Source organism: Undibacterium sp. Di27W (assembly GCF_049340345.1).
Classification (GTDB): Bacteria; Pseudomonadota; Gammaproteobacteria; order Burkholderiales; family Burkholderiaceae_D; genus Undibacterium.
Genome location: NZ_JBMPOS010000011.1, coordinates 13826 through 38403, shown reverse-complemented (window position 1 = coordinate 38403; position 24578 = coordinate 13826). Strand labels below are relative to the sequence as shown.

The 24578-nt window shown below is 54.4% G+C and carries 6 protein-coding genes; 1 reads left to right on the top strand and 5 read right to left on the bottom strand.

Annotated features, from left to right (window positions below; translation table 11 throughout):
• Positions 1-12 precede the first annotated feature (12 nt).
• The gene (locus ACO0LF_RS20705; protein ID WP_423017822.1) at positions 13-1227 is read left to right on the top strand and encodes a PepSY-associated TM helix domain-containing protein; all 1215 of its coding nucleotides are present in this window, start codon (positions 13-15) and stop codon (positions 1225-1227) included.
• Between the two features lie 19 nt (positions 1228-1246).
• On the opposite strand, the gene ACO0LF_RS20700 is transcribed toward ACO0LF_RS20705, so the two are convergent.
• The 5 genes from ACO0LF_RS20700 to ACO0LF_RS20680 are packed head-to-tail and all read right to left on the bottom strand — an operon-like array spanning position 1247 to position 24559.
• Positions 1247-1915 carry a 4'-phosphopantetheinyl transferase family protein gene (locus ACO0LF_RS20700; RefSeq protein WP_423017445.1) on the bottom strand — a complete coding sequence of 223 codons (669 nt, stop codon included), beginning with the start codon at positions 1913-1915 and terminating at the stop codon, positions 1247-1249.
• Between the two features lie 23 nt (positions 1916-1938).
• Positions 1939-3648: a thioesterase domain-containing protein gene (locus ACO0LF_RS20695; protein WP_423017443.1), complete on the bottom strand. Its 1710-nt coding sequence runs from the start codon at positions 3646-3648 to the stop codon at positions 1939-1941.
• Positions 3645-4793 (bottom strand): Gfo/Idh/MocA family oxidoreductase, encoded by a 1149-nt coding sequence (locus tag ACO0LF_RS20690; protein ID WP_423017441.1) that lies wholly within the window; start codon positions 4791-4793, stop codon positions 3645-3647. Before ACO0LF_RS20690 ends, ACO0LF_RS20695 begins: the two co-directional genes overlap by 4 nt.
• Positions 4786-11769 carry a beta-ketoacyl synthase N-terminal-like domain-containing protein gene (locus ACO0LF_RS20685; protein WP_423017439.1) on the bottom strand — a complete coding sequence of 2328 codons (6984 nt, stop codon included), beginning with the start codon at positions 11767-11769 and terminating at the stop codon, positions 4786-4788. The genes ACO0LF_RS20690 and ACO0LF_RS20685 overlap by 8 nt, the downstream gene beginning before the upstream one ends.
• Before the next feature lie 52 nt (positions 11770-11821).
• Positions 11822-24559, bottom strand: a complete 12738-nt coding sequence (locus ACO0LF_RS20680) for an amino acid adenylation domain-containing protein (RefSeq protein WP_423017437.1) — start codon at positions 24557-24559, stop codon at positions 11822-11824.
• Positions 24560-24578 lie beyond the last annotated feature (19 nt).

Here is a 24578-nt window from a genome sequence, read left to right as displayed (position 1 = left end):
AAATTTATGTTGATGCGTCCTGTTTTTGTTTTACTGCACCGCTGGTTTGGGCTGGCGGTGGCTATTTTCCTTTTCATATCTGGTTTGACGGGTGCTTTTATCTCCTGGGATCATGAGCTGGATGCCTTGCTCAATCCACATTTGTTTCAGGCACATAGCCAGGATATGGCGAAAGCCGGAGAAGTAAAACCCTTCTCTGGTCTGGAACTGGCGAACAAGGTAGAGGCGCGTGACCCCAGGATATGGGTGACCTATGTCTTGAACGAGGCAGAACCAGGACATACCAGCCAAATGTCGGTGGAAGGCAAAATCAATCCTGCCACCGGCAAAGCCTATGAATTAGGTTTTAACCAAATCGCTGTAGACCCCCTTAGCGGTGATGTGCAGGGTAAGCGGCAATGGGGTGAAATATCACTTAGCCGCGAAAATCTTTTACCCTTCTTGTACAAGCTGCATTACACCATGCATATTCCCAATGTCGCTGGTGTAGAACTGGGTATTTTATTCATGGGCATCATAGGCATGGTGTGGGTGCTGGACTGTTTTATTGCCTTATGGCTGTCCTTTCCTCACTGGCGCAGCTGGCGTAAATCATTTGCCTTTCGCTGGAGGCAAGGTGGGCATAAGCTTAATTTTGACTTGCATCGTTCAAGTGGCGTCTGGTTATGGCTGCTTATTTTGCTATTGGCCATCACCTCTGTATCCATGAATTTGAATGCGCAGGTGGTACGCCCCATCGTCTCTCTGTTCTCACCATTAAGCTCAGATGTTTTTGCCAGCCGTACACCGCAAGCGCCAGATCAACCCATGATCCCAGCCATCAGTCGCGAGCATGTCATGGAATTGGCAAAGCAAGAAGCAGGGCAACGTGGCTGGACCTTGCCTGCTGGCGGGGTATTTTATTCACCTGCTTTTGGTGTCTATGGCGTAGGTTTTTTTGAGACCGGCAATGATCACGGCGATGTTGGCCTGGGTAATGCCTGGCTATATTTTGACGGCAAAAATGGCCAGTCCTTGGGTGGAAAAATCCCTGGTACCGGAAGTGCAGGGGATATTTTCCTGCAAGCGCAATTCCCCCTGCATTCTGGGCGCATACTGGGCTTGCCTGGTCGTATCTTTATTTCCCTGTTGGGCCTGATCGTCGCCATGCTCAGTGTCACAGGGATGATTATCTGGATCAAAAAGAGAAAGGCCAGACTGGTTCACCTCAGGAAGCCAGCATCTTGAATCATTAAAGGATAGCTGCTCACTCCAGCTCCAGCAAGCGAAGATGCCAGTTGGCGCTGGAGCTGGCAACTGCCAGATGAGTGCTACCAAGCATTTGATGGCGGACATGCCAGCTGTCTTCCTGCGAAATGCAAACATGTCTACCATGCTCATCTGCCGTCAGGCGCAGAGAAGGGAAGTGCATGGATAAACCCTTGCCAGCACACTTTGCTACTGCTTCTTTCATGCTCCAGCTTGCCAGAAAGCGCTGCTCGCTACTCTTACTATTGGTATTGAATATAGTCAGAGCGTCTGCGGGATGGGCGATTTGCGTCAGCAGATCATCGTAATCCAAATCCCTGGCCTGTTCCACATCGACGCCGACGACATGGGTAGTACTGAAAGCCAGTGCCACCCAGTCGCCACTATGTGAGATATTAAATTGCACTTTCTGATCAGGCAGATAAGGTTTGCCCGCAGGCCCTGCACGAAATTGCAGGGATTCAGGGGCTTGGCCAGTCAACCTGGCCAATACCTGGCGCTTTAAGCCATGTGCCAGCAAATGCCTTTGCTTGTCTGCTTCAAAAACATAGGCATGGTAACGGGTTACTTCTGCCTCATCCAATAATTGCAATGCCATGCGCTCTGCCAGCTGGCGTTTGGCCAGAACCACGAGTATTTCATTCCTCTCCAAACAAATATCTTCCATCTGGCACATGCTTGCAAGTGCTGTTACTGGCACAGTAACTCCTCTTGCAGTGCTGTGTTTTGACTGGCTTTGAGAGCATCGGACAAGTAGCCAATTAATTCTACGCGCCGTTTGCGCAGGAAGAAATGCCCGCCATCGACCATGCGCCAGTCGAAACCTGTAGCAGTGTGACGTCCCCAGCGCCGGGCTTCTTCTACTGTCACAAGATGATCATCACTGGCTGCGACCATGAGTATGGGAGTATGGATCCTGTCATCGGCTGAGGCGGTATAGCCTTCCGCCAGTGCGCTGTCATTGCGTAAGATAGGGATAATGGTGCGCATCATTTCTGCATCTGCCATGATCTCTGGTGGCGTACCGCCCAAATGTCTTACTTCACCGGCAAAATCATGATCGTTATAGGCTGACACACGGCGTTTTAATGGCAGACTGGGGGCAGGGCAAGCCATCAGAAAAAGCAATGTCGGTTTGCGCCCCATGTGCTCAAAGCGACGCGCCACCTCGAAAGCAATCTTGCAACCCAGGCTGCATCCCAGCAGTGCCCAGGGCAGATGCGTATATGGTGCAATTGCCATGACTATCTGGTCCACCATGGTATCCATGTCGTTGATAGCAGTTTCTGTCAGGCGGCTTTCGCGACCAGGCAATTGCAAAGGGCAGATGCGCCAGCTTGTCTGTGCATCACGGAGGCTTAACTGCCATTGGCGATACACGGATGCACCACCGCCAGCATATGGCAGAGCGAATACGTTATGGCCTTTGTTTGCATCAGGCCTTGTGAATGGAAACCAGACAGATTCTGCTGGAGCAGCAATCACCTGATTTTCCAGTTGATCAAGTCTGGCAGAACGCCCGCTCAGCTGTGCTGCAATCTCTTGGCTGACTTTACCCGCTGGCGCATCGGCACGGCGCAGGTGGAAGATGTGGTAATCAGCCCGGCCATCCTGCAGTGCATGGAATAAGCCAGATTCAGGCTGGGCCAGGTAACGTTCCAGCTCTGCGCGCAAGCCGGGTTTGTCCAGATTATTGAGTGCCTTGTCCAGCCTTGTCCATAGACCTGCCGGGCTGGCAGTTCTGGCAGCACATACTTGCTTGCTGACCGAGCGTTCTCGCTCCAGCACGAAACCAGTTTGCAGCAATGCCTGGCGTATGGGTTCAAGAGTATCGGCGGCCAGCACGTCGGCATAACAAAAGCGACCACCGGGTTTAAGCACGCGATAAGCATGTGCAAAAAAGGCGGGTAGATCAGGGTAAGCACCGGATGATTCCAGATTCAATAAGACATCCACGCTCTGATCTGCATATGGCAGGCGGCAGGCATCGGCCACCTGGAACCTTAACCGGGCATGCTGGTGGCGTCTCCGGCAGTAAGCAATATTTGCGGCACTTAGGTCGGCACCTGCCAGATTGGCATCCGGATACAGGCGTGCCAGCAAGGACAGTGCACCGCCGCGGCCGCAACCTACATCCAGTACACGTTTGCCTGCCAAGCAGGTATCACCAAGCACTTCCAGTATCAGACGAGCCTGCGCCATGCCGGTTTCTCCAGCGGGTAATGCGCTGAATGCCCAGTCGGCCAGGCCGGTTTGCGGCGCATAGCCCCAGTTCAGGTAAAGCGCATGCTCTGCCAGACCGGCGTTTTCCAGCACCTCTGCCAAGCCTGCATAAGCCTGTCGATTGCGATCCAATGTGGCAATTGCGCTTGCTTGTGATTGCATTGCAGTCTGGCTCATGATTGGTACTCCTTTGCATAGCTGACAGGGTTGGGAAAGGGCGGTGGCGGCGGTGGACAACTGCTCATCTGCGCCGGACCGACTGCACGCATGATGCACAGCCAGGCCTCACCATGGGCTTGCCACCATTGGTCTTGATGAACTGGGGCATCATCCTGCATCAACTCATCCAGCGCGGCATGTATCGCCAGGGGGAAGTCGTGTGCGGCAGCTTCTGTCAGACTGGGGCCATGTGGCTTGCCAAATATCGTTGCCGTGGGCTGGCGGTTGAAACGACTTTCTGCAAACAGATCTGCGGCTAACAAGTAAGAAGACTGGGCATCGTCGCGCTCATAATCTGGTGCGTAGATAGGGTGGCTCCAGACCACCGGCCCGTAACTATTGGCCAGCAAGACATTGCCTTCAGGGCCACCTATGGCAATTTTATGCATCACCAGGCTATGGTGGTCGGGATCTTTTGGGTCCAGCCAGGTTTGCAGGTTCAGTGAAAACGGCACACCACCTATCAAACCCTGTATAGCCCGGAAGGGCCAGGGCGATGCGTAGTCAGCAAGCACGCCTTGCAATGCCAGTGGCTCTGAACAGGCAAAGGGTGTGGCTTTGCCCAGGGCGCGGCAAACAATATCCAGGCTTGAATACAACAACTGCAAGCTCGTGGTTATTTCTATAAAAGCTGGCGGGCGCTCAGCAGCACTGCGCCGTGCATAGTCAATGAAACGCTTGCCAGCTTGCAGATGTGGATAAAAGGTATTGACGTGATAACGCTTGCCATGCTGTGCCGCTAGTGCGCGCAGGCGCACGATATCAGTCGGATGCACAGGATGTTCCTGCAATACATGTATGCCTTTTGACAGCAGCGCACGTGCCAGTGAAGAACCGTCGCCACCGACGATGGCACTGCGCACCACTACGCAGGCTATGTCTATATAGCCGGGTAATTGCGTAATATCGGTATACAGCGGCACTGCCAGCTTGTCAGCCAGTGCTCTCGACCGGGCGCTGCCTCTTGCCACGATGCCAGCCAGGCGATACCGAGGCAGATGTGCAGGTCTGGCAGACCACAGATGTTCAGCACAATTGAGAGCCGCCAGATAGTGCTCGCCAAAGCGGGTGCCACAGACGATTACGTTAAGGATATCAGCCATGCTTCACCTCTTTAGCTGTTTGCAGCAAGCTGTGCGGCTCAGCGTTCCATGCTGCAGGTGAGGTGGCCAGGGTCTGCAGGATAATGCCGAGATGGCGCATCAGCGTATTACCCATTTCACTGGACAGCAAGCCCGTGTGCAAGTCTATGTTATACAGCAGCGCGCTTTCTTCTTCCAATACCTGGAAATGCAGTGCCGTTCCTGGTTGTGTTGCTATTTCATAGGCAGGCATGCCCAGCAAGGGATCGGATGTTTCTGGAATGGCATAGGTAGTGCGCACACCCAGCAGACTGGTCATGGCGATAGCAGGAATTGCTGGGCGACCTGAGCCCGCTGTCTGATAGGCAGCCAGCACGCTAGCACCGTCCAGCAGATCAGCTGCCAGTCTTTGCTGTATGGCTTCGGCGCATGCATGTGCCAATGTCATGAAACTGGCCACATTGGTATGGCAGCCTATGACGGCGCTGTCACTGGCATCGAGCATGACATTGCCTATTTGTGCATGCAAAGGCTTGCGGTCTGGATAATCGAGTCGCAGACTGAAGTCAGGGCGCTCTGAGCATGCGGCAATGGCTGTGGCATAGGCAGCCAGCATGGCAGCGGTGCCAGTCAGGCCAGCTTGCGCTGCAGTTGCCTTCAATGCCAGCCAACTGGCACGTGGCAGGGCTTCACGCCAGACTTTGATTTCTCCGCCTGATGCCTCAAACGCATCAGCTTTTACCAGCGATGGCGCAGGAGGTAGTTGTCCAAGTTGTTTGCCGTATGTCGCCAGTTGTTTTGCATGAACCGTGGTCGTAGCCAAAGCTTGTTCGCACGCGTAATAGTCACTGGCGCTAAATTGCAAGGCAGGTAGACACCGCTGCGGATCAAGCACCCATAAATGCAGTTCGCGCAGCATGATGCGGAAGCTTTCTATGTCTGTCAGCGTCGTATCTATACGCAAATGTATGCGCAATACATCTTGATTTTTCAGCTTGATTTTGCTGGCACACCAGTCAAAATGTGGCCAAACTTGAAGATCACTGACTGCATCTGTCATTTCATTGCGCAGTGCCGCCAGTGCTACGTCTCTTTGTGGTGCTGCCAGTCCACGCAAGTCATTTGTTTGTATCGGGTAATACGGTGCTTTTGTCATGACATGCAGATTTGCCAGTGCATCTACAGTCGTGCGTAATGCTGCGTGGCGTTCCAGCAGCAACTGCCATGCGAGTTCAAAACCAGCCAGATCAAAATTACCTGGTTTGTCAAATTCCACATACAACTGCTGAGGCAAGTCTTTGCTGCGCAATTGCCAGTGCAGTTTACGCAAGCCTGTCAGTGCTTGAGCCTTGTTGCCTGGTCGTGGCAATACATCACCATTGCTGGCCAGCCAGCCGCCTTCGCGCTGTTCCAGTTCCATCAATGCCTGGCGTAATCCTGATATTGCAGGGGTTTTGCTTGCTGCATCCAGGTCCGGGCGCAGTGCATTCACCAGTATTTTTGCCAGGGCTACTATGCTGCCACCCTGGAATGCCACTTCGGCAGACAGTTTGAAGCCCAATTCCTGCTGTATGGTTTCACTCAACTCCAGAAACAGCAAGGAATCCAGCCCCATCTCGACCAGTTTGCTATCCTCACTCATATCTGTTTCGCCACATTGCAAGAGATTGCTAAGGCGGCTACGTAAATAACGCTGTGCTGCAGGCAAGGCTGAGGCAATGTCTGCCTGTAGCAAGGCTGCCACTGGATCGGCTTGCCCATCCATTTGCAATTGCAATGCTGCAGCCAGCGTTTTCGGTGTATCGGCCTTGAACAGGGTTTCGGCGGATACCGTCAGGCCATATTTTTGTTTCAGTTGCTCGGCAAGGTCCAGCATCAGCAATGAATCCAGACCCATCTGTACCAGTTTGCTGTCTTCATTCACCTGATCGACAGGGCAACCTAACACGCCCGCGATATGCTCACGCAATTGATGTAGCAGGGGCACGGTTGAATGATCTGCCAATATTGGTTTCTGCGGAATTATGACAGGTGATACCTCATCCCAGCATTGGCTAAAACGTGCTTGCTGTGCTGAAGTCGCTTGCACTGCAAAGCGTTTCCAGTCCACATTGCAGGGCAGATAAACCGAGGCATTGCCGCCTATGGCACTGGCCAGCAAGGCCCAGCCCTGGGTGTTTGACATACCCAGCATGCCACGTTCAGCCAGATAAGCTGCCAGACCCTGGCGTTTCTCGCTTTCTATCTCGCGCCAGAAGCCCCAGGCTATTGCCAGGGTATCATAGCCAGCACGGCTGCGATGCTCTGCCAGAGCCTCCAATGTGGCATTAGCCAAAGCATGGGCACCTTGGCCAACAGGACCAAAGACACTGGCTGCAGAAGAAAAGTAGACTGACAGAGCGGGCTGCAATTGTGCTTCCAGCGCATGCATGCGCAAAGCAGCACGCAATTTTGTTGTCAGGCTGGCTTCCCAGTCTTGCGCTTTTATGGCGCTCAATGGTGCATCATTGATCAGGCCTGCGAGGTGGAAGATGATGCCCAGCGCTGGCCCGTCTGCCAGTCTTTGCAGTGCTGCTGTGAACGCTTTTGCATCGGTCACATCGGCGTTGGCATCAATGTGGATCGCGACACCCTGGCTGCGCAGCATGTCCAGTACCTGCTTTTCTTTGCTATCAGGTGCGCGTCGTGTCAGCCAGACCAGGTCACGTGCACCATTGGCAACCAGCCAATGGGCCAATTCCAGGCCCAGTTCACATAAACCACCTATCAGCACATGACGGCCCTGGTGCAAGGGTGCTGCTGTTGGTAAGGTCGTTGGGGCCAATTGCTGGCGATATAAAACCCCATCCCGCATAGCGAGCACAGGCGCATGTTTTAATTGGGGATCGCTTAGCAATTGCAAGATCACCTGCACCTGTTCTTGTGCGTTGGCATTTGCAGTATCTAGCTGCATGCAATGCAGGACTGGCATTTCCTGGCGGGCTACAGCCAATAATCCACTCGTACTAGCGGCTGGCCAGGAAGTGCATAGGTCCATCTCTGTGACTGCATAGGTATTTGGCGTGAGGATGAATAGAGGCGGCACGATAGCTAGTGTCGCCAATGCCGACATCAGATTTACCAGTGGTGTTACACCCAAGGTGTCAAAGAGCGAGATTGCATCATCGAGATTCTTGGTGGTCTCTGGTTTGTACACGACGGCATCAAACGTAGTATCTGAGCACAGTAGTGTCGTCAGTGCCTGTTTGTCCTGCATAAGTTCAGCCGCAGATAGTATGCGGCAATCGACACCAGCATTGGTGAATGCCTGGCTGAATTCGGTTTGATTATCATTGCTGATATACAGTACGTGTCGCGGCAATAGTTGTGGCAATAGAAGCGACTGGTTTGTCGCAGCTACTTGTTGCCATTGCCAGCCAAACAATTCTGCATCGCCTTTGTCAGACCACAAAGACGGCAAAGCGGCAGGGCGGCTTAACAGATTTATTCCTCGCAAGTCGAGCTGTACCTGACCTGTGGCATCAGTCACCACAGCGCTCTGCTCATTGAGATGCAGGCGCAGGCTTTGCACATTGTCTGTAGATGTGAGCAAATACAGGCTGTCCATGCCAGCAAACAGGGATGCATCGTCATTTAAAGCTCCGATGACACGGTCTAGCAATGTATGGTTAGACGGGTCTAGATGAATAGCTTCTACGATCTGTCTGCTCTGTCTGCGCAATGCGCGGGGATGCGAGACTGTGGCGGTCAACAAGGTTTGCTGGATGTCTCTTGTATCTGATACCGTTACATGCAAGCGGTCGCCACTATAAGACAATTCCAATCGCAAAGGAGAGGGCGAATTGCTGATATCCAGATGCCAGCGCAGGTTTTCCAGCTGACATCTGCCAGATTGCGGCAGCCAGACATAAACGGCTGTGATGATTTTGCCGATAGTTGGTTCTGATATTGTCAGTACATGGGCGGTATCGGGCTTGGCAATAACCGTATTTATTGACGCGCTGTCCTTGAGCATGCCTGGCCAGCGGGCCAGCAAAATCTGTTCACCCAGTGCGTGGGTAGGCAAGCCTTCTGCGGGCATGGCATCGGTCTGTACAAAACCGGCGTCAGTCAATGCCTGCTGCCAGTGCAGGCCGCTGGCAAACAATTCTCCATCACGTTGATTACTATCGCTTAATGCAGGCACCAAGGGGCCAAAGACAAAGTCGAACAGTTTTTTCGGTGTAGTGATTTCACGCATCATCAGCGCACCGTCTGGAGCCAGCACCGTAGCCAGGTTGGCCAACATCACGCGCAGGTCAGGTGCATTGTGCAGTACGTTGGCGGCGACGATCAGGTCATAACTGCCAGCCTTCAGGCCTTGAGCAATAGCCGGGCCATTCATGTCAAAACTCTGGTATTGCATGAAAGGATAGGCTGCAAATTTCTTGCGTGCTTTTTGCAGGAATAGTGTCCCCAGGTCAGTAAAGGTATACAACTCACAAGCATCAGCAGGCAATTGCGCAAGTATGTCACGCGTCGTACCACCAGTACCGCCACCCACTTCCAGTATGCGCAGTGGTCGTCCATGCGCTTTCGCCAAGCTCGCTACAGTAGCGGCGGCGATGCTGTTCAGGTAGACAGAATATGGCTGATCCTGATACATATGCTCGACATCATCAATGGCAGCACCAGGAAAGACTATACTGACTGCATCCACTTTTTCAGCCAGCATGTCTGCGAGACGCGGGCCAGTGCGTTCAACCAGATCAGCCAGTTGCTGATAACCCAGTTCACGCATCAACACCAGCCATGGGCCTGGGTCTGGCAAGTTTTTGCGCAGGCTGCGATAACTGAGCTGCTCACCTGCACCACGCGTTTCCAGCAAACCAGCATCCGCATGGTCGCGCAACAGGCGTGCAAACAACTGATGGAAACGAGCAGGAGCGCCTGCGGCTTGCAGGCAAGCTTTTACATCCATCCAGCCGTCATTGTTGTTAAATATACCAAGTGCGGCAAATGCCTGACCTACATAGGCGGCATGCAGGGCATCGACACCTTCGTTTTCACGTGGCAGGGCTGATAAATCCAGGTCAGCCGCCAATGCGGCTGCGCTTTGGTGACCCGCATTGCGCATGGCTTGCCATGCCTGATGATCGTCCTTGCTTATGGCCACAGGATTAAAGCCAGGCTTGGTATACCAGCAACGTTCGCCTTCAAAAGGGCAAGTCGGCAACAAGGCACGAGCGACAGGGCGGACAGTGCAAACGGGATGCTGCTCCCAAGATGGATGTTCAGCACTGGCCTGGGTTGTTACAAAATCAAGCAAGCCCTGTGTGTCAGCATCAGGAACTAGCGTATGAGCTATCCATGCATGGGTCTGTTGATTTTGGCGTTTTTTGCTTTTTATATCGTCGCCATCGATAAAGGCATACAGCAAATTGATGAGGCCATCGGCATCATTGGCCAGCAGTGCCAGGCGATACGGGTAGATGCTGCGATGATGGACACTGGTGGCGCAATAATCCGCCAGAGACTGATCGGTAGTCCATTCACACAAACGCCATGCATGACGCTGCGCCAGTGTTTTCAAGGCAGCTTCACTGCGCGCACTGAGCAACAAGAACACTGGATCTCCGTTTTCAGGCACCAATGTGGCTCGTGCCGGGGCTTGTTCCAGTATCGCATGACAATTGGTGCCACCTATGGCAAAGGCACTGACTGCGGCCCGGCGTGGCCCCTGATCCAGCGGCCAGGGCAATAACATCTGCGGGACAAAGAAAGGGCTGTTTTCAAAATCTATGACCGGGTTGGGCTGTTCATAATGCAGACTCGGTGGCACCTGGCCAAAATGCAAGGCCATCGCAGCCTTGACGAAACTGGCGACACCCGCAGCAGTGTCCAGATGACCCAGATTTGATTTGACTGAACCCAGAGCGCAATACTGGCTGGCACTGGTGTGCTTGCGCCAGGCTCGGGTCAGCGCTTCTACTTCTATAGGGTCGCCCAGCGGGGTGGCTGTGCCATGCGCTTCCACCAGACCTATGCTAGCTGGATCTACTTCTGCCATGAGCAGGGCTTCGCTGATGACGCGCGCCTGGCCTTCTGGTGACGGTGCGGTATAGCCTGCCTTGCCAGCACCATCATTATTGACGGCAGAACCACGCACGATCGCCAGTATCGGGTCGCCGTCAGCCAGAGCTCGCTCCAGTGATTTCAATAAGACGACGGCCACACCATTACCTATGGTGGTGCCGCCTGCTTCTGCATCAAACGGGCGGCAATGACCATCTTTTGAAAAAATCATGCCTTCGCGGTGTACATAGCCAGACTCTTGCGGGAAGCCTATGCCTGCGCCGCCCGCCAATATCATATCGCATTCACCACTGGCAATCTGTTCGCAAGCCAGATGTATCGCCACCAGTGAACTGGAACAGGCGGTCTGTACTGTCATGCTGGGGCCGGTCAGCCCCAGCTTATAAGATACGCGGGTGGCGAGATAGTCCTTGTCATTGCCTATCAGGCGGGCAAAGGTGGATGGAGAAGCGATTTCTTCCATTTTGTCGAAGGAGGCAGCGGAATAGCTGCTCATCTTGCAGGCACCGATGACACCTATCTTCAATTCATCGCCCTTGGCAGCCAGTTCGGCGGGAGCATGGCCAGCCATTTCCAGCGCTTCCCATGCGCACATCAGGAACAGTCTTTGCTGCGGGTCTATGGATTCTGCTTCATGGCGCGAATAGCCAAAGAAACCCCAGTCAAAACGGTCTGCATTTGCCACCACCGCAGCGGCTGGCACATAGCCAGGGCGTTGCAACAGGGCGGGGTCGACACCGGCAGCAGCCAGTTGTTCTGCGTCGAAAAAGTTGATGAGTTCTTCACCGTCTGCCAGTCTGCGCCAATATTCAAAAATATCATCAGCGCGCGGCATGCGGCAGCCAGCACCAATGATGGCGACGGGCATGCTGTCGCCATAGTCTGGTGTTGTCGCTGAATTGATTTGCTTGCTTGTATTCATAAATATCCTTGTATATTTTATTTTTGTGATTTCTTATTGTGATTTTTAGTCATCAGGCTTTGGATTGCTGGCCACGTTTACGGCGGCGGTCATTGTCCAGACGCTGGCGTTTGCGGGCTTGTCCAATCTCATTACTGGAAATATCTTCGCTTACCATTGACTGATGACGGCTACGTAAATGTGCGGCCAGGGCGGCGATGCTGGTGTGCTGAAATACTTCAGTAATGCTGAGTACCAAACCGCTATCTACCTGCAATTGCTGGCGTAGCCGTATCAAATCCAGTGAGGTCGCACCCAATTCAAAGAAATTGGTCTGTGGCGCAAGTTCATGATGACCAAGCAGCGCAGCAAGACGGCTGTTGACCATGCGCAGCAATTTATCGTCGACGACAGGGCTGTTATCTGGCAGTGTGGCTGTTGAAATATCACTCACGGATTTAAGCGGTGAGGCAGGCCAGCGATTCACCGGCATGACAACTCTGTTTTGCCATGCACTACCGTTCTGCGCCAGATTCAATAGCAAGCCGTGGTATGCCTGGAACATGTCATCCAGCAAGCCTTCAGGGAACAGAGCATCGACAGAATCCCAGTTGAATACCATTAGACCATCGCGTTCAACGACTTGTTGGTCTATCCATACCTGTGGTGTCTGGCTGATGCCATAGACAAACTCACCCAGCCAGTCAAGTTCTGCAGCGCCATCGCTGGCTACACCGAGACCACTGGTAAACACGACCGGCATGGCAACCTGGTTCAGGCGACGGTTGCGGCGCGCGGCTTCGCGCAATACACGGACTGCCGATACCTGCATATGTTCCAGGTCAGCCCAGATCTGCCGCTGCATGGAAAATGCCCGTTCAGCAAAATTGGCTGTTACTCCTGCATCAAAACCTAGCAGCACCAGCGAAGTGAAATCACCGACCAGTGCATCTATTTCTTCATGCACAGGCGGGCGGTTGAACAGGGTCAGGTTCAAGGTAAAGCGCGATATTGCAGACCAGTTGGCAAGCACCTCACCATAAGCCGCCAGCAATACTGCATTGACAGTGACGCCATGTGCCGCCGCCTGTGCCTGCAAGGCCTGGGTATCTTGTGGTGTCAGGCTGGCTTCACGGCGAGTGAAGTGAGGTGGTGACACATCTTCCGGCGCATAGTGCGTTAGCGGCAAGGCCGGAGCAGGTGCCAGGATACTCAGCTTGTCATGCCAATACGCCATTGAGCGCTGATAAGATGGCAGTAATTCGATTTGCTGGGTCAGCATGACATAGTCGCGGAAACTTGCCGTCAATGGAGGCAATTGCAAAGCCGGATCACGGGCGAATTGCGACCATTCTGCCAGCAGGGTACGCATGGAGCGACCATCACACACCAGATTGTCGAGACTGATAAACAAGCGCACGCGGCTATCTGTCATCTGCGCGGCACGCACGGTGAACAAGGGCCAGCGTGCTGTATCGAACACTTCGTGTGACAGCTCCAGCCGTGTGATTTCCAGCCACTCGGATACCTCGGAGGCATTGGCAGCGCGTAAATCATGGCTGGCAAGCTGGTAAGCTGGCAAATCCTGCACTACCTGTTGCATGCCATCGGCATTAATCACTGCGCGAAGCATGTCATGGCGTGCCACGACCTGTTGCCAGCCTCGTTCCAGATCAGCTATGGCAAGGTCTTCAACTTCAATCTCGGCATACAGATGGGTGGAAACGCCGCCCAGCTCGAAACTTTCATCACGTCCTATCCAGTAGGCTTGCTGTACATCCGTCAACGGGAAGGGCGCATAACGTGCAGCTGCATCAGGCAACAGTGGTGGCAGGCTGTCTTCATATGGCGCTGCCTTTGCCACTCTTTCTGCAAATGCGGACAAGCTGGATGCATCGAACAGGTCTGACAAGGCGACATGTGCATTCATGCCGTGACGCACTCTTTCTATCAGGCGTACGGCGATCAGACTATCGCCACCCAGATCGAAAAAGTCGTCATCGCCATGCAAGTCTGCAACACCCAGCAATTCTTGCCATATCCTGACCAGGTCGTTTGCTGCTGGCATCGCATCATTACCAGCGTGACGACTGGTACGGCGAGAACCTCCCATTTCAGGACGTGGTAATTGTTGACGCATGACTTTGCCAGTGGCAGACAATGGCAAGGCATCCAGTTCAAGAATGGTCTGCGGCACCATGTATGCTGGTAACAAGCTCGCCAGATGCTCCACCAGGCGACGCGGGGCAAAACGCAATACCGTATCGGTCTGGCGTGCTGTCAGTAAATGCATGCCGCCATTGCTGTCTATGCCGGATGCAGCGCTGGCTGCAAAACCTGCCTGCGCCAATTCATCCAGCCACGCATCTGCTGCCAAAAGCGCATTTCCATTGAACTTCCTGCGGTCTTCAAACTGGGTATAGCCACCTTCTAGCAGGGCGACTGTCGCCAGCTGGAAATCACTGTTGCGCGTGATTTCCGGGGCCAGCAACATGCCGCCCACATTCAAGAGACGACGCAGGCGACTTAACAAGGCCGGGATATTGCGGCTGCGGTGTAAGGCATTGAATCCAATCAGCAAATCGGATTCGTATTCCGGCATCCCCTGTGTCGTCGCTGATCGTTCATGCTCAAATACCCGGCAATGGATAGTGTGCAAGGGATTGCTCTCTTGCGTGGCAAACGCCTGTTCAGCCTGCTCGACCAGACTGCGCGCAGGGTCGGTCAGGGTATAGTCAATCGCACAATCGTTTACCCGCGCTAGTAAATCACGTGTTGCTGCGCCACTGCGCGCACCAATTTCCAGTATGCGCAAAGGTCGTCCCAGATGCTGCGCAAGGCTGCGTATGGCGGCAGCCAGCGCAGATGTGCAAAGACTGGACAAGGGATTCATGCGCGTCATGTGCTCAGGAGCCAGAGTGTCATCAGCGCCGTAAAACACTTCCAGAGCGCTGGCCTGGCCGCGCAACACTTCCAGCCTTTGAGTCGCACCTGAACGCAGGCGTTGTAAGACAGTCCGTGATAAGCCGAAGTCCAGTGCTGCTGGCGTGAGGTTGTTCCAGGCAGCTTCGCTGTCATACTGCGTATTAAGATTCAGGCTGTTCAACCAGCGTTGTGCCAGCACGACCAGGTCCGGTGCGGGTGCCAGCATCTGTAGTATCTGTCCATGACCGCCTGGGAGCACACCAGCAGCCAGCAAGGTATCGCGCATCATGCATAGACCAATATGGTCCATCAAGGACCAGAACTGTTCCAGTCTCTCAGCTTGCTGCGTACTGTATGTCTGGGTAAAAGTTTGATTGCCAGCCTGCTCAACAGCATACCAGCGTTCGCTGTGCAAGTCGGGGTTGCCTGCAAAGGCGTCGTACAGGCTGGTGTCGGCTGTATTGGGTACTACCCATGCCGCCAGACGCTTGTTGCCACGTGCCGGGCCAACAGCATCGGCAACCGCCTCACGAACACCAGGATGGCTCAAGAGGGCGCTTTCAATTTCACCCAGTTCTATGCGGTTGCCAGCGATTTTGACCTGGAAGTCACGCCTTCCTAAAAATTCCAGTGTGCCATCGCCCCAGTAACGGGCCAGGTCGCCAGTGCGGTAGAGCCGTTCGCCATGCACGGGATGGATGATAAAGCTGGCGGCAGTCTTGGCAGCATCATTTTCATACGCCACGGCCAGTCCCGCGCCACCTATATACAGGTCACCGCTGACATGGTCAGGGCAATCGCGCAGGCGAGCATCCAGCACACGGTAATGCTGGTTGGCCAATGGATAACCATAGGGGATGGAACGCCATTGTGCTGGCAATATTTCTGGCACAATAAACCAGTTGGACCAGATCGATGCCTCGGTTGCACCACCCATTGCCACCAGTCTTGCCTGCGGTGCCTGCGTGCGCAGTCGTGCTGGCAAGCCCAGCGCTATCCAGTCACCGCTCAGGAATACCTGACGCAGGCCAGCCAGTGATGCACCGGCAGCTTCTGCCTCATCAAGCAAAAGTTCAAGCAGGGCTGGTACTGAATTCCAGACTGTGACACGATGACGCAACAGCAAATCCAGCCAGTGCGCGGGGTCTCGTGTGCCACTTGCGGCTGGCAATACCAGCGCAGCGCCTGCCGCAAAAATACCGAACAGGTCATACACGGATAAATCGAAATACAGCGAGGACAGCCCCAGCACACGGTCAGTATGACCAATATCAAAACGTCGGTTGATATCCAGCACCGTATTTACCGCACCACGGTGATCAATCAATACCCCTTTGGGTATGCCGGTTGAACCTGAGGTGTAGATGACATAAGCGTGATCTGTCACTGCTCGTTCAACTTGCGGTAGAGTAGCGGGCCAGGTTTGTGTTGCAGCCCGGCTGGCATCCAGTACCGTCACTTCGCGACTGGCACACATTTCCTGCACGATGGGCAGGCAATCAGCCTGTGTCAACACCAGTTTTATATGGCTGCCATCAAGTATTGCCTGCAAACGTGCAGCAGGTACATCAGCATCGACAGGTACATATACACAACTGGCTGCAAGGATACCCAGACAGGCAGCGACCTGTTCCGGCCCCTTGCGCATGACGACAGCAATGCGGTCGCTGCGTTGTGCACCATGCTGTAACAAGGCGTTTGTCAGGCGCAAGGACCAGTCTGCCAGTTCTGCATATGAGCATTGCTGTTCATGGGCGATCATGGCGATGGCTTGCGGGCTGCGCTGTGCCTGCTCAAAGAACAACTGATCAAGGCAACGATCAGGCATGGCGGCAGCGCTGGCATTGACCTGCGCGCGTACTGCCTGCTGGCTTGGTGGCAGCAATGCTGGCAATGCCTGCTGCCAGGCCCGTGGCTGTGTCGCCAACTTTTCCAGCAAACCATGATAGGCATTGAACATAGCATCTAGCGTGCCCGGCTGGAACAAGGCATCGACTGCATCCCAGTTATAAATCAGTGCGCCATCAAGCTCACATGCCTGGTGATCCAGCCAGACTTGCGGGGTCTGGCTGATGCCGTAGACGACATTGCCCAGTGCACTATCGGGCGCTGCCCCCTTGGTCGGATCATTCATACCCAACTGGCTAGTGAAAACGACAGGCATAGCTATCGCATCCTGGCGTTCACGACCGCGGTTCCATTCACGCATGACATCAACAGCACTGAAAGCACGATGCTGCAAATGTTCAAGCACTGTGCCGTTGATAGCGGCGGCGCGCTTTCCAAATGGCAGGGCTTCGCTGCAATCGAGTGGCAGCAAGGTGACAGCAGTAAAGTCACCCAGCAGGCGCGGCACATCGGCATGCCAGGGCAGGCGGTCAAAAATAGTCAGGTTCAGCGTAAATTGCGGTTCAGCACTCCAGGCTGCCAGCACTTCGGCAAACACCGCAATCAGCAATGACGCTGGTGTACAACCAGCCTGGGCAGCCTGGTCGCGCAAGCTTTGCCATAAGGGTGCTGCCAGTTGCTGTTGCCTGCGCGAGAATGTCGGGCTGGTCTGGCGCAAGGCTTCAGCTCGCAAAGGCAGTTGTGGGGCCGATGGCAGGGCAGGGATGCGCTCCAGCCAGAAGGCCTTGGCAGATTCGCGCTCGGCGCGACGCTGGCTACTATGGACGTATTTAGCCAGCACATAATCACGGAAAGTAATCTGGAATGGCAATAAACCGGCAAGCTGTATATCCGCTTTGGCCTGGTACAGCGCCGCCAGTTCTTCCCAGATGATCTGGCCACTGGTGGCATCGTTGATCAGCATGTCTATACCGATATGCAGCCTGACTGCACCGCCAGGCAGGCGGCTGGCACGCAGGTCAAACAAGGGCCATTGCGCAGCATCCATCACCTGATGCGACATGGTTTCACGCCATGTAGTGCAATGTGCGTCGGCTGTGGTTTGATCGGCATCAGTCAGGTCAGCCACACACAATACATAGTCAGGTACTTTGGGTAACACACGTTGCTGGCCATCTTCAGCGATGACCAGACGCAGTGCCCCGTGACGGGCGACCAGCATATTCCAGCAGCGTTCCAGCAAATCCAGGTCCAGGCCCTTGGGCGCATCGGCTTCGAGATAGGCATGGCAAGCTACTCCACCCAGGCCATAGTGGCTGTGACGACCTATCCAATATGCGTGTTGCAGCTCAGTCAGCGGGAAGGGGGCGTTCGCATTGGCTGGGTCGGCAATGATTTGCTCGGTCTCTTTCTGGAGATGACAATCCAGCAGTTGTTTACCCAGTTGTTCCAGCAGGTAATCAGTCAGGCCTTGCGGGGTGTTGCGTTCGAAAATAGCTTTCAATTCACATTTGACGCCCAGGCCAGCTTCACAACGGCGCGAGAAATCCATGACCAGGATAGAATCCATGCCCAGCTTCAGCAACTGGATATCTGGTGTCAGTTGTGCAGGCGTGACCCGCAGGGTGCGGGCCAGTTCGGCAATCACGAAGGCATGCACTGCTGCCTGGCGTGCCTGTTCATTCAGGGCATGCAGGGTGCTGGGGGTGTCGGCAGTGGTTGATACGGCAATTGCGTTTGCCTGGCTGGCACTCAGGCAACGCTCGAAAGTATTGGCCGGGTTGTACAAGGCGTACAAGGGAACGAATTGCTGCCATGCTACATCGACAGCGACGCAAGTACCGTCGTCTGTGATGTATTCGCCGCCCAGCAGTTTATCCAACGTGGCAAGATAACGGGCTGGTGCCAGCCGCCTTATGCCAGCTGCGCGCAATAATTGCAGCAAGTCTTCATCCACTTCGGACATACCAGCACCGCCACCCCAGGGGCCCCAGGCAATCGCCAGTGCAGGCAAGCCTTGGTGATGACGCATGCGCGCCAGTGCATCCTGGTAAGCATTCGCCGCACCATAAGGGATTTGCAAGCGTGAACCCCAGATGCCGGAAATTGAAGTGAAGCAGACAAAATAATCCAGTGCGCGGCTACGCGTATGCTCATGCAATAGCCATGCGCCCTGTATCTTGGCGCGGCTGACGGCCTGATAATCGTCATTCGTGATCGTGGCCAGGTCATTGAAACGACTGGTGCCTGCACAATGGAAGACACCGGCCAGACAGAGGTCGTTATCCTGTTCCATGCTGGTGATGTGCGTAAATACTCGCGCCATGTCATCTACATTTGCCACGTCTGCATCAATATGGGTGATCTGTATGCCCTGGGCTTTCAATAAAGCCAGTCTTGCCTGCCAGCCTGCAGGTGCCGCACGACGTGCCAGTAACACCAGATGACGAGCGCCACGGCTTGCCAGCCAGTCCGTGGCGTGACGGCCCAGTGCACCATAGGCTCCGGCCACGAGGTAGATGCCGTCCCGTTTCAAGGCTGGCGGTACTGCTACTTCATGCGTTTGTGCACTGACAGGTTCAAGGCGGGGGTGCAACCATAGTCCGTTGCGCAAGGCCACAGCTTCTTCATTGCCAAACAAGGGCAACAGGGCTGGCAAGGCAGATACGCACGGCAACAGGCCAGCATCGCTGTCTGCCATCAGCCAGCGTGGGCCTGGATATTCGAGCGCCAATGCCCGTGCCGCACCCCATAAGGAAGCTTGCAAAGGATTACCTGAGCTACCTGCAATTGCCTGGCCCGCATTGGTGGGCAACAAGACGCGGGGTTTCTTTTGCAGGTGTTGTAATACCTTGACGAACTCAGTCAACTGCCAGCCTTGTTGATCTGCCAGCGTCACATGCTCAGCTTGTGCATGCCAGCCATCAAGATAAATTACGACATCGCTGTCTTCGAGTTGGGTTGCTGCCAGCGGCCATTCACCTGCTGTCAATGAGTAGATATTGGCGCTTGTGTTTTTCAATTCGGCAGCAAAGGCGGCTGTATGTGCAATGTCTCCACCCAGCAGGAAATAGCGCGGCGCATGTGTGCCATTTTCTGCCAGCGTAAAGTTTTCCCACTGCATGGTGTAGAGATCAACAGGTCTCGCTGCTGCGCGTTCTGGCTGCGGTTGCAGTTGCAAAGGCAGACGTGGAGCATCATCGTCATAATCAAGCCAATAGCTTTGACGCTCAAACGGGTAGCGCGGCAAGCTGCGTGGAGATGGCAGGCTGCCAGAGAAGACATGATCCCAGTCAAAATCCTGTCCGGCGATATATAGTGCTGCACAGGCATCGCCTATGGCGGTGAGATCGCTGCCGCCACGGCACAAGCTTGCCAGACAATTCACAGCATGTGGCCAATCCTGCGCAGCCTGGTTACGCTGGGCCACCGCACTCAGAATAGCGTTCGGACCTAGTTCCAAAAGAATGTCGCAGGCGCTGGCGGCATTTTGCAGCGCCTGGTCAAAGCGTACTGGCTGGCGTGCATGATTTTTCCAATAGCTTGCATCTGGTGCCTGCGTCAACAATTCACCTGTCAAGCTGGAGCAGACTGCAATGAGAGAGGCTTGCATAACTTGCGCTGCACACGTGTTTTCCCATGCAGCCAGCATAGGATCAAGCAAAGGAGAATGAAAGGCATGGGATACCTGTAAGGCACGTACATGCAATTGCTGCGCAGTCAGCAAGGCTTGCACTGCTTCTATCGCGGCCGCAGAGCCAGAAAACACCACATCCTGAGGGCCATTGAAGGCTGCAATGGCAATCTCGCTGGCATGGTCAGCATGCAATCCGGCCAGCACAGCAAGGGCATGCTCTGGTGTTGCCCGTGCCGCCAGCATGGCGCCACCCGCCGGTAGTGCCTGCATCAATGCGCCACGCTTGACGATCAGGCGCGCAGCCTGTTCCAGCGTCAGCGAGCCAGCAATGACCATTGCGGCAAATTCACCTATGGAGTGGCCAAGTACGATACTTGGCTGCACACCAAAAGCCTGCCACATTTTTGCCAGCGCATAGCCAAGCGCAAACAGCGCTGGCTGGGCAAATGCGGTTTGTTGCAAGCGTTCATTGTGTGCATCGTCATGCATCAGGGCGATGACAGACATGCCCAGGTCAGCAGCGAGTGCAGCATCAACAGCATCCAGCGCCTGACGGAAATCACGCTGCTGCGCATACAATTCACGTGCCATGCCGCTATATTGTGAGCCCTGACCAGTAAACAAAAAGCCTATGCGTGGATTGCGCATTGCTTCTGTCGCTGTATATCCGGGTGCTATCAACTGCTGCAAACCACTAGCCAGTTCTTCACGACTGGATGCCAGTACAGCTGCGCGCATGCTGTGATGTTCACGCTGGCGTGCCATGCCGCGTGCCAGTGCAGGCAAGTCATCGCATTTCGCTAAATTTTTTGCATGACTCAATGTCAGCATGCGCAGTGATTCTGCTGAGCGTGCAGACAAAAGAAAAAGCTGTGGCGCAGTGATTTTTTCTGATGGTTTGACACTAGCTGCTACAGGTGCCTGTTCCAGCAAGACATGAGCTATGGTTCCGGCGAAACCATATGAAGTCACGCCCGCACGACGCAGAGACTGGCGCATGGGCCAGTTAATGGTTTGATTTGGCACGCGCGCAGGAATGATATCCAGATCAATCAAAGGATTAACTTCTTGCAATTCAACCGCAGGCGGCAACTTGCCATGTTCGATGGCGAGTATAGTCTTGACCAGGCCGGCGGCACCAGCGGCAGCTTCCAGGTGACCGATATTGGTCTTGACTGAACCCAGCCATAAAGGGTCATCCAAGTCGCGACCGCGAAAGACATCGGCGACAGATTGATATTCTATCGGGTCACCCAGGCGGGTGCCTGTGCCATGCAATTCTATATAGTCGATATCGGCGGGCGTCAGCCCCGCTTTTTTGAGCGCCAGGCTCAGGAGGCGTTGCTGGGCAGCGCCATTTGGCGCTGACAGACTGCTACCTGCACCATCCTGGCGTACTGTTGTGTCACGGATGACGGCACGTATGGCATCCCCATCGGCCAGGGCATCGGACAAACGTTTCAGCACCAGCACCACGCATCCCTCGCCACGTACATAACCATCAGCGCGTGCATCCAGCGTCTTGCAACGACCATCAAGAGCCAGCATGCCGGCCTTGTGCAATACCAGATCGACTTCAGGTAATAACTGCAATTTGACCCCGGCAGCCAGTGACAAGCCAGATTCGCGCACACGCAGGCTTTGCACCGCCAGATGCAGGGCACTATGCGAAGCCGAGCACGCGGTATCCACCGCCATGGACGGGCCCTCCCAGCCAAAACTGAAAGACAGGCGACCGCAGGCAGCGGCAAATGAAGTGCCAGTACCCCAGTAGGCATCGAAATGCGAAGGCTCACCACTGATGAAAGGCAGATGACCATAGTCGCCAGTACCTATGCCAACAAATACACCGGTGTCGCTACCACGCAGGGTAGCAGGGCGCTGGCCTGCATCTTCCAGCGCATGCCAAGCCACTTCCAGCAACAGGCGCTGCTGGGGATCTGTATTCATTGCTTCACGCGGTGACATGCCGAAAAAGGCAGCGTCAAACTGATCAACATGATTCAGGTAAGCACCAAAACCGGGTATATCTTCACGGGTGCGGAAACGTTCTGATGGTGCAGGGCGTATGGCACAACCGCCTTGCTCCAGCATGTCCCAGAATGTTTCATCGCTATTGGCATCTTGCCCATCCTGTCCTGGCAAGCGAAACGCCATGCCGATGACTGCGATGGCTTCTTTGTCTGTGGAAGCGGAAACTGCTTTTCCTATATCACGATCCGGTGCAGAAGAAACTGGCGAAGAATTATTAGCAGCAAGTGGCAAGCCTGCCTGCGTCACCAAGACAGTTTGTAAATGCACTGCCAGTTCGGCCAGGCTGGGGTGATCGAATATCACGTTGTCCGGCAAGCTCATACCCAGGGATTTGGCTGCGCTTGCGACCAGGCGCGCTGCCGACATGGAGTCCAGCCCATAATTAAACAGGCTGGCTTCGGGATGAATTGCTCTTGCTGTGACCGTGCCCAGTATGGCGGCAGCCTCGTTTGCCAGCCAGTTGCGTAAATGTTGGTGGCGTTGAGCCAATGACAGCGGGCGCAATGTATCCAGTAAATCAGTATTCGTTGACGCTTCAGTGATCGGCTGTGCATCCAGTACATGCTGGTGCAGGACTGGCAAGCTGCCATCAAGATAAGCTTGCCGCACAGCGGCACGTCGCACCTTGCCACTGGTAGTACGCGGCAAAGTGCCTTTGCGTATCAGCACGATGGCATGACTGCTCAGTTGATGCTCTTCTGCCACTGATGCGCGTATGGTATCGACGATATGCTGATAGTCGACACCAGCCTGCTTCAGGACTTCCTGCACGATGACCAGGTGCTCTGTTTGCTCATCACCCAGCGTGATAGAAAATGCCGCACCGCTTTCCGGCACGGCTGCTGCATGGCTGCGGCCACTGCTGACTTCTATATCATTCGGGTAATGGCATTGTCCGCGAAACAGCAGCATGTCCTTAAGCCTGCCGGTGACAAACAAATGCCCCTCATGCATGAAACCCATGTCGCCAGTACGCAGATAAGGCTTGCAGTCTTCTTCATTGATATTGATGCTGGTTATGCAGGCACCAAAGATATCGCGGTTCAATTCCGGCTTATTCCAGTAGCCGCCTGCAACAGCAGGACCATTGATCCAGATTTCACCAACCTGATCTTCAGCCAGGGCTGCGTGAGTGCCGGGATCAACGATGCGTACATCTTGGCCACCAAAATCATTGCCATTGCTGGTGTAGCGGCGCATGCCTGTGTCTGTATTTCCATTATGGGCTGGGTTGACGACAGCATATCCACGTTCCAGTTTCACCTTGTCTACATCAATGAAATAAGGATGATGGTCGTCGACGTGGGCAGTCACCAGTAAGGTTGCCTCTGCCAGGCCATAAGCAGGCTTGATGGCTGTACGGCGCAAGCCACGTTCCGCGAATGTGGCATGGAAACTTTCTATCTGGGCTGGCAATACCGGTTCTGCCGCTGGCATCAGGCAAGTTACAGATGCGAGGTTAATGTCTCTCAGCCTTAACGCTGCTGTTTGGGCTTCATCTGCACACAGGCGCAAAGCAAATGAGGGACAGGGCAGGGCAGTTGCACGCTCACGTGTCGCCAGCTCCAGCCAGCGCAGAGGGTCAGCAGCAAAGGCCATTGGAGCCATGTAAACTGCGCGGCCACCATAGGCCAGCGGCAGCAGTATGCCCATGATCAAACCCAGATCATGAAATAGCGGCAACCAGCTGGCAATAACGGTGTCACTGGCCTGGCGTGTGTCGACTGCAGTCAGTCGCCCCAGAAATTCCAGATTATGCAGCAAAGGGCCGTGACGGTTGATGACCCCCTTGGGCTGACCAGTCGAACCTGAGGTATATTGCAGGAAGGCCAGTGCAGCGCCGTTTAACACAGGACGTTGCCAGGTTTGTGAATTTTCTCCCTGCATGTCTTCCAGTTGCAGCAAGCGCAAACCATGCTCATTGGCAAAGGCTTGCAAGTCACTGCCGCTGGCCTCAGTCACTTGCTGGTTGCTGATGATGAGGGCCGGACTGCAATCGCGTGTGATGTCGCCCAGTTTTGGCAATACGCGTTTAACCCTGGCAGCACCTGGTAAATTGACCGGGACGCCGGTGACGCCCGCATAAAAACAGGCCAGCAAGGCAACCACATAATCTATGCCAGATGGGAAAAGTATCAGCGCACTGTCACCAGGATTCGTGCATGCCTGCAGACTGACAGCGCAACGCCTTACCCGCTCGGACAAGGCAGCGTAAGTCAGTCGCACATCATCACTGGTATCTGTGCTATCCGAGCGTTGGCCGATAAAACACAGGGCTTCGGCATCAGGTTGGTGCTGTGCATGGTGTTCTATCCAGTCAACCAGGGTAGGGTGCTGGCTCAAAGAGATGGCGGGTGTATTGGTCATTGTTTTTCTCAATATCAGT